This window comes from Synechococcus sp. YX-04-1 (assembly GCF_030546365.1).
GTDB lineage: Bacteria > Cyanobacteriota > Cyanobacteriia > PCC-6307 > Cyanobiaceae > Parasynechococcus.
Genome location: NZ_JAUONZ010000001.1, coordinates 578,400 through 591,976 on the forward strand (window position 1 = coordinate 578,400; position 13,577 = coordinate 591,976).

Here is a 13,577-nt window from a genome sequence, read left to right on the forward strand (position 1 = left end):
TTGGACGCTAACAGCGTTATCCCTCGGCTTCCCGCAGGAAATTGGCCAGCAGTTGGTGGCCTTGATCGGTGAGCACGCTTTCGGGGTGGAACTGCACCCCCTGCAGGTGGTGATGCTCTCGATGCCGCAGGCCCATGATCGTGCCGTCCTCGAGCCAGGCGGTCACCTCGAGGCAGTCCGGCAGGGTTTCGCGCTCGGCGATCAGGGAGTGATAGCGGGTGGCCGTCAGCGGTTGAGGCAGTCCTGCGAACACGCCGTCGCCCTTATGCAGCACCGGTGAGGTCTTGCCGTGCATCTGCTGCTGGGCGCGCACCACTCGGCCGCCGTACACCTGGGCGATGGCCTGATGGCCCAGGCACACCCCCAGGGTGGGCACGCTGGCTGAGAGGTCCTTGAGGATGTCGAGGCAGACACCTGATTGATCAGGGTCGCCTGGCCCTGGAGAGAGCAGGATCGCGTCTGGCTTCAGGGCGCGGATCTGCTCGAGGTTGATGGCGTCGTTGCGATGCACCTGCAGATCCGCTGCCACCGGATGCTGGGCAGCGAGTTCACCGAAGTACTGCACCAGGTTGAAGGTGAAGCTGTCGTAGTTGTCGATGACCAGCAGCATCTGCGAATCGGAAGTCAGAGCCCCAGGCGGAGCAAGAGCGGCGGAAGTAGGAGAAAGAGAGCGATCAACAAAGAGCTGATGGCGGCCGTCAGCACGGCGGCAGCAGCACAGTCTTTGGCGATGCGGGCCAAGGGGTGATAGCGCCGGCCAATGGCCAGATCCACCACCGCTTCCATCGCTGTGTTCAGCAGCTCCAACACCAGAACGGCCGCCACCGTAAGCACCAGCACGGCCAGGCGGATCAGATCCAGTTGCAGCCAGGTGGCCAGGCCAAACACCACCACGCCCGTCACCACATGGATGCGGAAGTTGCGCTGGGTGAGGAAGGCGTAACCAAGGCCTTGGGCGGCGTAGCGAAAACTCGACGGCAGATCACCGGCGATGCGCCAGCTGCCTCGTCGTCGCATTCCGTTAGGCACCATCGCCACCTCTTCCGAAGCTGCGTCTGCGGATGGTCTCCGGGGCGATTCGGTGGTCATCGGAACGGAATTCAGACTCCGCAGGGCAGACGCCCGCTTCTCGAAGACTACCCGGGTTGTCCAGGCCACTCATCCCCAAGAAGCCTTTCCTGCAGGGCCAGCATCGCGGCAAGGCTGTCTTCATCGGGATGGTCCCAGCCCAGCAGGTGCAGCAGGCCATGGCTCACCAGCCAGCGCAATTCCCGCTGCAGGCTGTGCCCCTGCTCCTGGGCCTGACGACGGGCCGTTTCCAGGGAAACGACGATGTCTCCCAGTTCGATGCTGGGCCCTTCCATCCAGTCGCCGGCGTCGTCGAGGGCGGCAAACGACAACACATCCGTGGGGCCTGTTTTCTGGCGCCAGGCGCTGTTCAAATCCGCGATGTTGGCGTCATCAGTGAAGCGCAGCCCCAGGCTCAGCTCTTCCGCCCCACGCACCAGGCTTGGGCAGTCGAGGCTCTTATCCCTGCAAAAGCTGTTCAGCCAACGTTCCAGCTGCTGGAGCCAAGCTGTCTCATCGAGCAGGTCGGAACTGTCGGAGGGTTCCAGCGCCACTCCCTCCTGGTCCAGCGCAAGGTCGAGCTCCATGCCTACCCGGGCAGGGTCGGACGCCCCAGCCAAGCCACGAGGGTGATGAAGCCGAGGAATCCCATGGCGGTGAGGCCGAAGTGAAACAGGCTCTTGCTGCCCTTGCGCACCATGTTGCGCATGGCCTGTTTAACGAAGCTCGGCGGTGGGGTGCTCTCGGTGGCCATGGGGTCAGGAATCGGCGTCCGCGCCGGGGCTGTCGACACCCTGGCGCAAAGAGGCGTCGATGAACGGGTCGAGGGCCCCATCCATCACGGCTTGCACATCGTTGGTTTCTTCATTGGTGCGCAGGTCTTTCACCATTTGGTAGGGCTGAAAAACGTAGTTGCGGATCTGGTTGCCCCAGGCCGCTTCAACGATGTCGCCGCGGATGTCGGCGATTTCGGCCGCCCGTTGCTCTTGGGCGATCACCAGCAATTTGGCCATCAGCAATGCCATCGCCTTTTCCTTGTTCTGGAGCTGGGAGCGTTCCTGGGTGCAGCGCACAAACAGCCCGGTGGGGATGTGCAGGATGCGCACAGCCGTTTCCACCTTGTTCACGTTCTGGCCTCCCGCGCCGCCCGAGCGGCTGGTGGTGATCTCCAGGTCCTTTTCAGGAATGTCGAGCTTGACGTCCTCCTCAAGCTTGGGCATCACCTCCACACCGGCAAAGCTGGTTTGGCGCTTGTCGTTGGCGTTGAACGGTGAGATGCGCACCAGGCGATGGGTGCCTTTCTCGTTGCGCAGGTAGCCGTAGGCGTAGCGCCCTTCGATCTCGATCGTGCAGCTCTTGATCCCTGCTTCTTCCCCTTCGGAGAGTTCGTCCACGGTCACCTTCATGCCGTGGTCTTCCGCCCAGCGGGTGTACATGCGCAGCAGCATCTGGGCCCAGTCCTGGGCGTCTGTGCCGCCGGCCCCTGCATTGATGCTGAGAACGGCCCCCTCTTTGTCGTATTCGCCGCTGAGCAGGCGCTCCAGCTCCCAGCGGTCCAGCCCTTGGCGCAGCTGGTTCAGGCCGTTCTGGGCTTCCTGCAGCAGGTCCTCATCGGGCTCCAGCTCGTAGAGCTCAAGGGTGGCCTGGGCGTCATCGACTGCACCGCGCCATCCGGCCAGCTGAGACAGCTGAGCCTTCACCTCATCCAGACGCCGCATCTGCTTCTGGGCGCTCTGCTGGTCATCCCAGAAATCGGGCTGGGCCGCGAGTTGTTCGAGATCCTGTTGCCTTGCGTTCAGTGCAGGAACGTCAAAGACAGTCCTGGGCATTGCCCAGGCGGTCAGTGAGTTCGGAGAGGTCGCGTTTGAAGTCGGTGAGATCCAGCAAGGACTCGGTCCTGATCAGCCTCTGACGCTATCAGCGCAGTCGCTGCATAGGATCCGACCACTGGCATCACCAACGCAATGGCCAAGGTTGAGATCTACACCTGGCAAACCTGCCCCTTCTGCGTCCGCGCCAAGGGGCTCTTGGATCGCAAGGGGGTGAGCTACACCGAACACAGCGTGGATGGCGATGAGCCTGGCCGGGATGCCATGGCGGCAAGGGGTGATGGTCGCCGCAGCGTTCCGCAGGTGTACATCGACGACCGCCACATCGGTGGCTGTGACGACCTCCATGCCTTAGAGCGCGCCGGTGAGCTTGATGCGCTGCTGAAGGCCTGATCGATGCGCCAGCTGTTCGTTCTGGATCCGCTGGGGCAGATCAATCCAGCCAAGGATTCCTCCGCCGCGCTGATGCAGGCCGCCTGTCGGGCCGGCGATGAGGTGTGGGCCTGCACGCCCTCCGATCTGATTGCTCGGGGGGATGAACCCTTAGCGATTGCCCTGCCGGTGACCCCGGAGCCCTGGATCACGGTTGGGGTGGCCGAACGTCAGGCCCTGGCTGGGTTTGATGTGATCTGGATGCGCAAGGATCCGCCGGTGGATGAGGCGTATCTCTACGCCACCCATCTGCTGGAGGTGGCGGAGCGGGCTGGGGTGCGGGTGCTCAATCGCCCCAGTGCTCTGCGCAGCTGGAACGAAAAACTGGGGGCGTTGCGCTTCAGCCGTTGGATGGCCCCCACGCTGGTGGCGGGGCGGGTGTCTGAGCTGCTGTTGTTTGCCCAGGAGCAGCAGGAGATTGTGCTGAAACCCCTGGGGGGCCGTGCCGGCCTGGGGGTGATTCGGGTTAACGGCCAGTCGCCAGGCTTGAAGGCCCTGCTGGAGTTGGTGACGGAGCAGGAACGCCTGCCGGTGATGGCCCAGGCCTTTCTGCCGTCGGTGAGCGAAGGCGACAAGCGCATCCTGCTGGTGGATGGCGATCCCCTGGGAGCGATCAATCGACGCCCTTCAGCGGGGGAATTCCGCAGCAATCTGGCCGTCGGTGGCCAGGCGGAGGCTACGGAACTCACCGAGCGGGAACGTCAGATCTGCGCCGCCCTGGCCCCAGCACTGCGGGCGGAGGGATTGTTCTTCGTCGGCATCGATGTGATCGGCGGCATGCTCAGCGAAATCAACGTCACCAGCCCTACGGGAGTGCGTGAAGTGGAGCGGCTGATGAACCAGCCCCTGGCAGATCAGACGATCGAGCGGTTGCGCGCGCTGGTCTGAAGTTCCAGCTGGTCCGCCAGCACCGCGAGCTTCAGCCCCACTTCCTGCAGCTCGCGCTCGGCAACAGACCCCCGCACCAGGCCTGCTCCGGCGGTGAGGTCCAGCTCGCAGCCCCGGGCGTGCCCGCAGCGGATCGCCACCCGCAGTTCCGCATCACCGGCACTGTCGATCCAACCGATCGGCGCCGCATAACTGCCCCGTTCGAAGGGTTCGAGGGTGCGCAACCAGGCCATGGCGTCGCGGCGTGGCAACCCGGCAACGGCGGGGGTGGGGTGCAGCTGTTCAGCCAGCGCCAGGACGGGCTGACCCTGGGTTTCCGCCGTGATTGGGGTGTGCAAGTGGGTGAGGTTGCCGTGGCGGGCCAGTTGGGGTTGGCGGCGGCGGCGCGGGGTCAACCCGTTGCGGCGCAGTTGGTCGGTGATCGTTTCCACCACCAATTCGTGTTCGCGGCGGTCCTTATCGGAGCGCAGCAGTTGAGCGCCGGAATCCCCCTGCCCCGCCGTGCCGGCCAGGGCATCACTGCGCAGCCAACCGGCGCGCAGGCTGAGCAGCCGTTCCGGTGACGCACCGAAGAAGGCATCCCCCGCATGGCGCTGCCAGAGGAAACGGCAGCTTCCCGCCTGTTGCCGCCGCAGTCGTTTCAACAGCGGTAAGGGGTCGAAGGTGTCGGCCAGAACGATGCGGTGCCGCACCGCCAGCACCAGTTTGTGCAGGTCGCCGCTGTTGACCAGATCAATGCCGCGGGTAAGGGCTGCGGCGTAGCGCTGCCGCCAGGTTTCCGGTTCCGTTGCCGCCACCAGCGCCTGGGGCTTGAGCGGGGTTGGCGTGGCTGGTGTCTTGAGCAGCTGTTCGTGCTTGAGCCAAAGCTGTTCCGCCAGCTCGCGGCAGTCCGCTGCACTGCTCACGACCCCATTCAGCCGCAGCCAGCCGCGGCGTCCCTGACGGCTGAGCTGCCAGCGAGGCAGCACCGCCTGCACCGATGGCACCACCGCTTCACTGCGGCGGCGCTCACTCACCTGATCGAAGAAGCGGAAGCGCAGCAGCACCCGAGGCCGCGCATGGGCCGGGCTGTCCGGTGTGGTGTCGTGCAGGCGGCTGAGGCAGAGATCGGCGAAGCGCTGGGCCTGCTCAAAGCGACGGCTGCCCGCCAGCTCCAGTTCCTGGCAGGGCCCTGCAGCGGCCAGGCAGAGGCCAGGGGCGCTGTCCCACAGCACCTGCAGGCTTTCCTGTTCCGCCAGCTGCGGCAAGGCCAGAAGCGGGTCGATCCCTTCGATCGGCACGGCCAGGCTGAGCAGTGCTTCATCGCCGTCACAGGCCAACCATCCCCGCTGGGCAGCGGAGAGGAGGGTGCTGAAACAACAATCAGCCGACATCCGCGGCGTTTCCGGCCAGGGTTACTGCTCAAATGTATGGGTCTTCGCCCTGCGGGAACGGGTCCTGTCCATGTCTGAGCCGCAGGCTGTCGCATCCCGTTACGCCGATCGGCGCCGTTTGTGGAAGGCAGCGATCAAGTGGCCGATGTATTCCGTCGCCGTGATGCCCGTGCTGCTGGCGGCTGGATGGCAGTTCGGGGTGGCGGGCTCTCTGCGATGGCTGCAGTTGGGGGGCTTTGTGCTGGCGGCGATCCTGCTGCTGCTCTGGGAAAACCTCAGCAACGATGTTTTTGATGCAGCCACGGGTGTGGATGCCACCGGTAAGCCCCATTCCGTGGTGAATCTCACCGGCCGTCGGGACCGTGTCGCCCAGGGGGCGACCGCTGCGCTGGTGCTGGGGTTGCTGGTGATGGCCGGGTTGGCCTGGAACAGCAGCTGGGCCGTGTTGGGCCTGGTGTTGGTGTGCTGCGGCCTGGGTTACGTGTACCAGGGCCCTCCGTTCCGCCTGGGCTACCGCGGCCTGGGTGAGCCCCTGTGTTGGTTGGCCTTTGGGCCCTTCGCCACCGCCGCAGCCCTTGTGGTGCTGCAGCCCAGGGGGGCGGCGTCGATTTCTTGGGGCACCGCTTGGATGTTGGGGGCAGGACCCGCCCTGGCCACCACGCTTGTCTTGTTCTGCTCCCACTTCCATCAGGTGGAGGAGGACGCTGCCCATGGCAAACGTTCGCCGGTGGTGCGTCTTGGCACGGCCCGGGCAGCGGCCTTGGTGCCTTGGTTTGTGGCCTTGACGCTGGCCCTGGAGTGGGTGCCCGTGCTGCATGGGGACTGGCCGCCGACGGTGTTGTTGAGCGCTCTTGGTTGTCCTGCCGGTGTGCAGCTGATGCGTCTGCTCCAGCGCCATCACGACCGGCCGGAGCTGATCAGCGGCAGCAAGTTTCTGGCCTTGCGCTTCCAGGGCTGGAATGGTCTGGGGCTCAGTGCAGGTCTGGCCCTGGCTCGCGTCTGGACCGTCGGATGACGCTCCGGTTGCAGCGTCGCCGCTTCCGCTTTGCCCTGCTGCAGCCGTTGCGCACGGCAGCCGGCGAGTTGTGGGAGCGCTGTGGCTGGTTGCTGCGGCTGGATGACGGCCGTGGGGCTGTGGGCTGGGGCGAAGTGGCTCCGCTGCAGCAGCAGCAGTTCACGGCCTGTGAGCAGGCTCTCGCCTCGCTGCCGGACGAGCTTCCTCAGGCTCAGCTGGAGGCTGTGTTGCGGGAGGCTCCAGGGGCCGTGGGTTTTGGGCTTGGTGCAGCGCTGGCGGAGCTGCAAGGTGTGGTGGGTGCTGCTTCGTCTCAGGGATGGCTGAAGGCGCCTGCCCCTGCGCTGTTGTTGCCGGCTGGCGAGGCCATGCTTTCAGCCCTCGAGGCTGCTGCGGCATCGGCGGGTGGCCTGGAGGGCTGCACCTTCAAGTGGAAGGTGGCGACGGAGTCCGATCCCCTCGAACGTCAGCTGCTCGAGCAGTTGCTCCAGCGGTTGCCGCCCACGGCCCGGTTGCGTCTGGATGCCAATGGCGGCTGGGACCGCAGCACCGCTGAGGCTTGGATGGAGCGGTTGCGCGGTGACCCGCGCCTGGACTGGTTGGAGCAGCCGCTGGCGGTGAAGGATCAAGCCGGCCTGGAGCAGTTGGCGGCGCTGGGGCCGGTGGCCCTCGATGAATCGCTCGACCAGCACCCGGAGCTGCGGAGCAGCTGGAGCGGCTGGCAGGTGCGTCGGCCTGCGCTGGAGGGCGATCCCCGCCTGCTGTTGCGGGAGCTGCAGGCGGGCTTGCCCCAACGGATGCTGAGCACGGCATTTGAAACCGGCATCGGTCGGCGTTGGTTGGAGCATCTGGCCGGGCTTCAGGACAAGGGTCCAACGCCGGCAGCACCGGGCTTGGCCCCCGGCTGGACGCCATCGGGGCCCTTGTTCTCCACGGATCCAGAGCAGGTCTGGGCGGCAGCAGCATGAGCGAGCTCGAGCGGCTGGAGCAGGGGCTGGCGGCGGGGCAGTGGGTGCCCCTGTCGCCCGAGGCGGAAGCGGCCCCTATCGATCAGTTGCCACCGGGGCCGGGGGTGGTGGTGCGCAGTGGTGGCAGTAGTGGCGGCAGCCGTTGCTGCGCCCAGCCGTCGCTGCATCTGGACCGTTCGGCCGCAGCCACCGCCCATTGGTTGACAGGGATCGGTCTTGACCCTGCGTCCACCCTGCTGCTCAATCCACTGCCGCTGGCCCATGTGAGTGGTCTGATGCCCTGGTGGCGCGCCCGCTGCTGGGGCGCGGGGCATCAGCCACTGGCGCCGGGGTTGATGAAAACCCCCACTGAATTGCTCGCCTTTTGCCAGGGCCTGCCTGCCTGGGGCAAGAACCCTGTAGTGCTTTCGTTGGTGCCCACGCAATTGGTGCGGCTCTTGGCTCATCCCGACGGGGTGGCGTTCTTGCAGCAGCTGCAGTTGATCTGGATCGGTGGCGCTGCTCTTTCGGCTTCGTTGGCGAATCAGGCGCGTGCCTTGCAGCTGCCGCTGGCGCCCTGTTACGGGTCAACGGAGACGGCGGCGATGGTGGCGGCGTTGCCACCGGATCGCTTCCTGGCCGGCGAGCTGGGGTGTGGGGACCCGCTGATCGATGTAGAGCTGCGCCTGGCTCCTGATGGGGCGCTTCAGGTGCGCACTGATCGGTTGGCCCTGGGCCGTTGGTGGGCGGATCAGCCGGATCGCTGGGAACCGCTTACGGATGCCGATGGCTGGTGGTGCTCCGGCGATCGGGCCAGCTTGACCCCAGGCCTTCAGATTGCAGGCCGGATCGATGGCGCCATTCACTCCGGTGGGGAAACCGTGTTCCCCGAGCAGCTGGAGGAGCGCTTGATGGCGGCGATTCAGGCGGCATCGCTTCCGGTGAGCACCGTGCTGCTTCTCGGTGTGCACGATCCGGAGTGGGGGCAGCGGTTGGTGGCCCTCGTCTGCAGCACGGACGCTGCGGTGTTGCCGCGGCTTGAAGCCCTCACACTGTCCTGGTCGCCGGCGGAGACGCCGCGGCGTTGGCTGTTGTGCCCCGACTTGGCCCCCTCGGCGCTGGGCAAATGGCAGCGCCAGCGTTGGCGGGAGTGGTTAGAGCGGCTGGATGCGGCCGAGGCTTGACGCTTCCAGCCAACGGTCCAGGCCATCGGGCAGGGCACATCGGCGCCGGGTTTGGGCGTCGATGGCCACGTGGCGAAGGCAGCCACTGGCGACCAGCTGCTCCTCCAGCAGCACCTGGCTTTTCACCGCAAAGCTGCTGGGATCAAGCCGTTCCGGTTCCAGGCGGATCAGCAGCTTGTCGCCCACCTGCACCGGGGCGCGGAAATCGGCATGGCAGTGCACGATCGGCAAGGCCACGCTCGGTTGCTCTCCGCGGCCGCCAGGGAAGACTGAACCCGCCGGCAAACCAAACCGCTCCAGGCTTTCCTCCCAGGCCTGGTGGCACCAGCCCAGCAGCTGCTGAAAGTGCATCACGCCGGCGGCATCCGTGTCGCTAAAGCGCACGGTTCGGCTCAGCTCCAGCCAGGGGGCAGAGGTCATGGCGATGTGTTGTTCAAGCCGGTGCCGACTGTCACCCTGACAGAAATTCCGCCCGAACCATGGCCGCGCCGATCGCCTTCGAGCCCCCGTCCGTCCAGAAGGCTTGGCAGGCCTTCCTGCAGCACATCCCGGTGGTGCTGGTGAGCTGGGTGGGCTCGATTGTGCTGTCGCTGTTGGCTGTTCTGGTGTACGGCCTGATCATCGTTGTGGTGTCGGCGATCATCGGCAGCAGCGATGCGGCGTTGGGGCTCGGAGCGGTGCTCGCCCAATTGGTTCAGTTGCCTTTCTCCATCCTCGCCAGCCTGTTGTCGGTGCTGTTGGTGGCCGTTCCTGCCCTCTACTACGAGCGCGGTGAGGTGGTGACGATTTCAGCTGCCGCTCAGCTGCTCACCGGTCGTTGGTGGCGTTACGTCCTGGCGGGACTGTTCTTTTCGCTGGTCACCACCATTGGCTTTTTGCTCTGCATCCTTCCCGGCATTGCGGTGGCGTTGGTGACGCCGGTGTTCGTGAATCGCATCTTCGTTACCGACATGACCATCGGTGAAGCATTTGCCCACTCGTTCCAGGTGGTCTATCGCTCGGAGAACGGCTTGAGCTTCGTGGGGCTTGAGGTGTTGACGGGACTCGTTGTGGGGCTGCTGGCCCTGTTGACCTGTGGCCTGGGTGGCTTTGTGGTGATCCCCATGGCCAGCTTTTTCCTGCAGAACGTCGCCTATCAGCGCGGCCTCTTGCGCTGAGGCCTCAGCCGCTGGGCCAGCTGTTGTTGCTCAGGCGCAGCAGCCAATAGCTGATCAACCCTCCAGCCACCACCGGTAGGGGCCAGAAGGGCAGGCCCTTTGGGATGAGGCGCCGTTGCTGGAGGGCCAGCACACTCCAAAGCACCAGCCCCAGGGCGACGATGGGGCCAAACAGATGCCACTGCAGCGATCCGCTCAGATCACCGATCAGCGCTGCCTCCGCCGCTCGGGTCAGAAAGCAGGTGGGGCAGGGCACACCTGTAAGGGCGCGAAGCGGGCAGCTCAGGCCGGGTATCCCTGGATGCAAGCCCTTGAGCCATAACGCACCCGTCAGGGTCGCGGGCAATAGGTAGCCCGTGCGTTGCAAACGCTGCAGAAAACGGTTCAGTGATCAGCGATCCACCGAACCCATGATCACGTCGATGGAACCGAGGATGGCCATGATGTCGGCCACCTTGTGTCCCTTGAGGATGTGGGGAAGGATCTGCAGGTTGTTGCTATCGGCAGCACGGATCTTGAAACGCCAGGGGGTGACGTCGTTGTTGCCCTGGATGAACACGCCGATCTCGCCCTTGCCCGACTCCAACCGGGTGTAGAGCTCGCCGTTGGGGATCTTGAAGGTGGGTGCCACCTTCTTGGCCACGTACTGGAAGTCGAAACCAGCGGCGTCGCTGCCCTTGCCTTCGTTGAGGCGCTTGGCCTCGAGGTTTTCAGTGGGGCCGCCGGGGATCATGTCGCATGCCTGGCGCAGGATCTTGAGCGACTGGCGCATTTCTTCGATGCGCACGCGATAGCGGGCGTAGCAGTCGCCTTCCTTCTCACAGGCCACCTGCCAGTCGAAGTCGTCGTAGCACTCGTAGTGATCAACCTTGCGGAGATCCCAGGGCACACCGGAGGCGCGCAGCATCGGGCCGGAGAGGCTCCAGTTGATGGCGTCTGCCTTCTCGATCGTTCCCAAACCTTCAATCCGGCGCCGGAAAATCGGGTTGTTGGTAATCAGCTTTTCGTATTCATCGATCTTGGGGCCGAACCAGTCGCAGAAATCGCGGCACTTCTCCAGCCAGCCCCAGGGCAGATCAGCGGCGACGCCGCCGATGCGGAAATAGTTGTTGTTGATCAGCCGCTGGCCGGTGGCGGCTTCCCAGAGGTCGTAGATCATCTCCCGCTCGCGGAAGATGTAGAAGAACGGGGTCTGGGCTCCGACGTCCGCGAGGAAGGGTCCAAGCCAGAGCAGGTGGTTGGCGATGCGGTTGAGTTCCAGCATCAGCACCCGGATGTAGCTGGCTCGCTTGGGCACCGGGATGTTCGCCAGTTTTTCCGGGGCGTTCACCACGATCGCCTCGTAGAACATCCCAGCCGCGTAGTCCATGCGGCTCACGTAGGGCACGAACATCACGTTCGTGCGGTTCTCGGCGATCTTCTCCATGCCGCGATGGAGGTAACCGATCACCGGTTCACAGTCGACCACGTCCTCACCATCGAGGGTGACCACAAGCCGCAACACCCCGTGCATGGAGGGGTGGTGGGGCCCGAAGTTCACCACCATGGGCTCCGTGCGCGTTTCCAGCTGCGTCATGGGAGCGGTGGTCCGATCGATGAGTAGATCTTAAGGAGTCTTCGCCTGTGGCTTGTGCCCCCCTTCAGCCATGTGCCCGTGCTGGCCGATGCGGTGCTGGATGCGGCCCGGCAGATCCCACGTCCGGATGGTCTGTTGATTGATGCCACCCTTGGTGGAGGCGGCCACAGCGCCCTGCTGTTGGAACAGCATCCCGGCCTGCGCCTGATCGGCCTAGACCAGGACGCCACGGCCCGGGCCGCGGCGGCCGAGCGTTTGGCGCCCTTCGGCGATCGCGTCTCGATCGTGGCCACCAATTTTGCCGACTACGTGCCGCCCGAGCCCGCCGTGATGGTGTTGGCGGATCTGGGGGTCAGCAGCCCGCAGCTGGATGTGGCAGCGCGGGGCTTCAGTTTTCGCCTCGATGGTCCCTTGGACATGCGGATGAATTCCGGTGGTGAGGGGGAGACCGCGGCTGAGTTGATTGATCGCCTGGAGGAGAACGCGCTGGCGGATCTGATCTATGCCTACGGGGAGGAGCGGCTCTCCCGCCGCATCGCCCGGCGCATCAAAGCCGACCTCAAGGACAAAGGCTCTTATGAGGGCACCGCGGCCTTGGCCTACGCCGTGGCCGGTTGTTACCCCCCCAAGGCGCGGCGGGGACGGATTCACCCTGCCACCCGCACCTTCCAGGCCCTGCGGATTGCGGTGAATGATGAGCTGGGGGTGCTGGATCGCCTGCTGCTGCAGGCTCCCGACTGGCTGGAGCCCGAGGGCCTGCTGGGGATCATCAGCTTCCATTCCTTGGAAGACCGCCGCGTCAAGACCTCATTCCTCCGGGATGAGCGCTTGCAACGGATCACTCGCAAGCCGGTGGTGGCGACTGAGCAGGAGGAAGAGGCCAACCCCCGCAGCCGCAGTGCCAAATGGCGGCTGGCCCAGCGTTTGGCCGATGCTTAGCGAGCGTTGAGGAACCCGGCGGCAACTGCGGCGTCGGTGATCGCGGCGGTGGCTTGATCCACTTCGGCGGCTGTGGTCTCGCGCCCCAGGCTCAGCCGCAGGGAGGCTTCGGCTTCAGCTCGCGAGCGTCCGATCGCTTGCAGTACATGGGATGGCGCGCCATTGCTGCAGGCGGAGCTACTGCTGCAGGCCAGTTGCGGGCGCAGGGCCCGGTGTAGGCGGCTGCCGTTCACCCCGGGCAGGCTGATGTTGAGGTTGTGGGGCAGACGTGGCTGTAGGGCTCCATTGAGCAGTACGCCGGGGAGGCGCTGCTGCAGGCCTTCCCAGAGCTGATCCCGCAGGTGTTGAAGGCGCTTGTTGCGCAGCTCCCGCTCCTCTAGAGCGAGGCGGGCCGCGGCGGCGAAGCCCACGATCAAAGCGGTGGGCAGGGTGCCGGCCCGGAGCCCCGCTTCCTGTCCGCCCCCCCACTGCAGCGGTTCGATGGCGATGCCCTCCCGCAGCACGAGGGCGCCGATGCCCTTGGGCCCGTAGAGCTTGTGGGCACTGAGGCTGAGCAGATCAACGCCCAGGGCATCAGGGGCCAGCGGCAATGTCCCGAAGGCTTGGGCCCCGTCGCTGTGCAGGGTGATGCCATGGCTGCGGCAGACAGCTCCCAGCTGCTCAAGCGGCTGGAGCACGCCGATTTCGTTGTTGGCTGCCATCACGCTCACCAGCCGCGTCTCGGGGGTGATCGCTGCCTCCAGCTGATCGGGGCTGATCAGTCCATCGGGGCCTGGAGTCAGCAGGGTGACGCTGAACCCCTCCCGCTGCAGTTGCTGGAGCGGATCGAGGACGGCGTGGTGCTCGGTGGCCACGCTGATCAGATGTCCGCTACCCAAAGCGCGGGCATGGCCCAGCAGGGCCAGGTTGTTGGCTTCGGTGGCGCCGCTTGTGAACACCAGCCGTTGTGGGTTTACCCCCACCGCCTCCGCCAGCTGGCGCCGTGCCAGCTTCACCGCTGCCGAGGCGCTGAGGCCGAGCCGATGCTGCCGGCTGGAGGGATTGCCCCAGTCCGCACTCCAGAAGGGCGCCATCGCCTCCACCACCTCAGCCGCACAGGGGGTGGTGGCCTGGAAATCAAAGGCGAGAGCGGAGCCGCTCAGGACGATTCAGGCAGATGTTGCGATCATGGT

At 65.4% G+C, this 13,577-nt stretch carries 17 protein-coding genes; 7 read left to right on the top strand and 10 right to left on the bottom strand.

Features of this window, described 5'->3' with window-relative positions:
* Positions 1 to 16 precede the first annotated feature (16 nt).
* The 5 genes from Q3Y53_RS02910 to prfB form a co-directional block, all read right to left on the bottom strand.
* Positions 17 to 610, bottom strand: a complete 594-nt coding sequence (locus Q3Y53_RS02910) for an aminodeoxychorismate/anthranilate synthase component II (protein WP_303532601.1) — start codon at positions 608 to 610, stop codon at positions 17 to 19.
* Between the two features lie 14 nt (positions 611 to 624).
* Complete coding sequence (locus tag Q3Y53_RS02915) at positions 625 to 1,032, bottom strand: diacylglycerol kinase family protein (RefSeq protein ID WP_226425010.1); 408 nt, start codon at positions 1,030 to 1,032, stop codon at positions 625 to 627.
* Positions 1,033 to 1,136: 104 nt separating this feature from the next.
* Positions 1,137 to 1,655, bottom strand: coding sequence for an rRNA maturation RNase YbeY (gene ybeY, locus Q3Y53_RS02920; RefSeq protein WP_303532603.1), 519 nt, complete (start codon positions 1,653 to 1,655; stop codon positions 1,137 to 1,139).
* A gap of 2 nt (positions 1,656 to 1,657) precedes the next feature.
* Positions 1,658 to 1,822, bottom strand: coding sequence for a DUF3285 domain-containing protein (locus tag Q3Y53_RS02925; RefSeq protein WP_011129165.1), 165 nt, complete (start codon positions 1,820 to 1,822; stop codon positions 1,658 to 1,660).
* Positions 1,823 to 1,826: 4 nt separating this feature from the next.
* Positions 1,827 to 2,952, bottom strand: a protein-coding gene (gene prfB, locus Q3Y53_RS02930; protein ID WP_368506431.1) for a peptide chain release factor 2 whose coding sequence is annotated in 2 segments (ribosomal slippage) — positions 1,827 to 2,879 and positions 2,881 to 2,952 — 1,125 coding nt in all. Because the reading frame shifts where the segments join, the coding sequence is not laid out codon by codon here.
* An 80-nt stretch (positions 2,953 to 3,032) separates the two neighbouring features.
* Here prfB and grxC point away from each other — a divergent pair.
* Positions 3,033 to 3,290, top strand: a complete 258-nt coding sequence (grxC, locus tag Q3Y53_RS02935; RefSeq protein ID WP_226415527.1) for a glutaredoxin 3 — start codon at positions 3,033 to 3,035, stop codon at positions 3,288 to 3,290.
* Between the two features lie 3 nt (positions 3,291 to 3,293).
* Positions 3,294 to 4,217 (top strand): glutathione synthase, encoded by a 924-nt coding sequence (gene gshB, locus Q3Y53_RS02940; protein ID WP_226424513.1) that lies wholly within the window; start codon positions 3,294 to 3,296, stop codon positions 4,215 to 4,217.
* Here the strand turns inward: gshB and Q3Y53_RS02945 are convergent.
* Positions 4,184 to 5,590, bottom strand: a complete 1,407-nt coding sequence (locus Q3Y53_RS02945) for an isochorismate synthase MenF (protein ID WP_226424512.1) — start codon at positions 5,588 to 5,590, stop codon at positions 4,184 to 4,186. The genes gshB and Q3Y53_RS02945 overlap by 34 nt on opposite strands.
* A 70-nt stretch (positions 5,591 to 5,660) precedes the next feature.
* On the opposite strand from Q3Y53_RS02945, the gene menA reads away from it, so the two are divergent.
* Genes menA through Q3Y53_RS02960 form a run of 3 tightly spaced genes read left to right on the top strand, consistent with a single transcriptional unit; the run spans position 5,661 to position 8,733 of the window.
* Positions 5,661 to 6,605, top strand: a complete 945-nt coding sequence (menA, locus tag Q3Y53_RS02950; protein ID WP_303532777.1) for a 2-carboxy-1,4-naphthoquinone phytyltransferase — start codon at positions 5,661 to 5,663, stop codon at positions 6,603 to 6,605.
* On the top strand, positions 6,602 to 7,570 hold the full coding sequence (gene menC / locus Q3Y53_RS02955) for an o-succinylbenzoate synthase (RefSeq protein WP_303532626.1): 969 nt from the start codon (positions 6,602 to 6,604) through the stop codon (positions 7,568 to 7,570). The genes menA and menC overlap by 4 nt, the downstream gene beginning before the upstream one ends.
* Positions 7,567 to 8,733, top strand: a complete 1,167-nt coding sequence (locus tag Q3Y53_RS02960; protein ID WP_303532629.1) for an AMP-binding protein — start codon at positions 7,567 to 7,569, stop codon at positions 8,731 to 8,733. Before menC ends, Q3Y53_RS02960 begins: the two co-directional genes overlap by 4 nt.
* Here the strand turns inward: Q3Y53_RS02960 and Q3Y53_RS02965 are convergent.
* Entirely contained in the window at positions 8,704 to 9,153 is a 450-nt protein-coding gene (locus tag Q3Y53_RS02965) for a thioesterase family protein (RefSeq protein ID WP_226424509.1), read from the bottom strand. The genes Q3Y53_RS02960 and Q3Y53_RS02965 overlap by 30 nt on opposite strands.
* 59 nt (positions 9,154 to 9,212) lie before the next feature.
* On the opposite strand from Q3Y53_RS02965, the gene Q3Y53_RS02970 reads away from it, so the two are divergent.
* A complete protein-coding gene (locus Q3Y53_RS02970; RefSeq protein ID WP_303532635.1) occupies positions 9,213 to 9,890 on the top strand; it encodes a hypothetical protein in 678 nt (225 codons plus the stop codon).
* Between the two features lie 4 nt (positions 9,891 to 9,894).
* Here Q3Y53_RS02970 and Q3Y53_RS02975 read toward each other — a convergent pair whose 3' ends face one another.
* Both Q3Y53_RS02975 and Q3Y53_RS02980 read right to left on the bottom strand, forming a co-directional pair.
* Positions 9,895 to 10,236: a DUF2752 domain-containing protein gene (locus Q3Y53_RS02975; RefSeq protein WP_303532638.1), complete on the bottom strand. Its 342-nt coding sequence runs from the start codon at positions 10,234 to 10,236 to the stop codon at positions 9,895 to 9,897.
* Between the two features lie 45 nt (positions 10,237 to 10,281).
* A complete protein-coding gene (locus tag Q3Y53_RS02980) occupies positions 10,282 to 11,466 on the bottom strand; it encodes an NAD(P)H-quinone oxidoreductase subunit H (protein WP_226424506.1) in 1,185 nt (394 codons plus the stop codon).
* A gap of 72 nt (positions 11,467 to 11,538) precedes the next feature.
* On the opposite strand from Q3Y53_RS02980, the gene rsmH reads away from it, so the two are divergent.
* A complete protein-coding gene (rsmH, locus tag Q3Y53_RS02985; protein WP_303532780.1) occupies positions 11,539 to 12,405 on the top strand; it encodes a 16S rRNA (cytosine(1402)-N(4))-methyltransferase RsmH in 867 nt (288 codons plus the stop codon).
* Here the strand turns inward: rsmH and Q3Y53_RS02990 are convergent.
* Positions 12,402 to 13,547: a cysteine desulfurase family protein gene (locus Q3Y53_RS02990; protein ID WP_226425007.1), complete on the bottom strand. Its 1,146-nt coding sequence runs from the start codon at positions 13,545 to 13,547 to the stop codon at positions 12,402 to 12,404. The genes rsmH and Q3Y53_RS02990 overlap by 4 nt on opposite strands.
* Positions 13,548 to 13,577 lie beyond the last annotated feature (30 nt).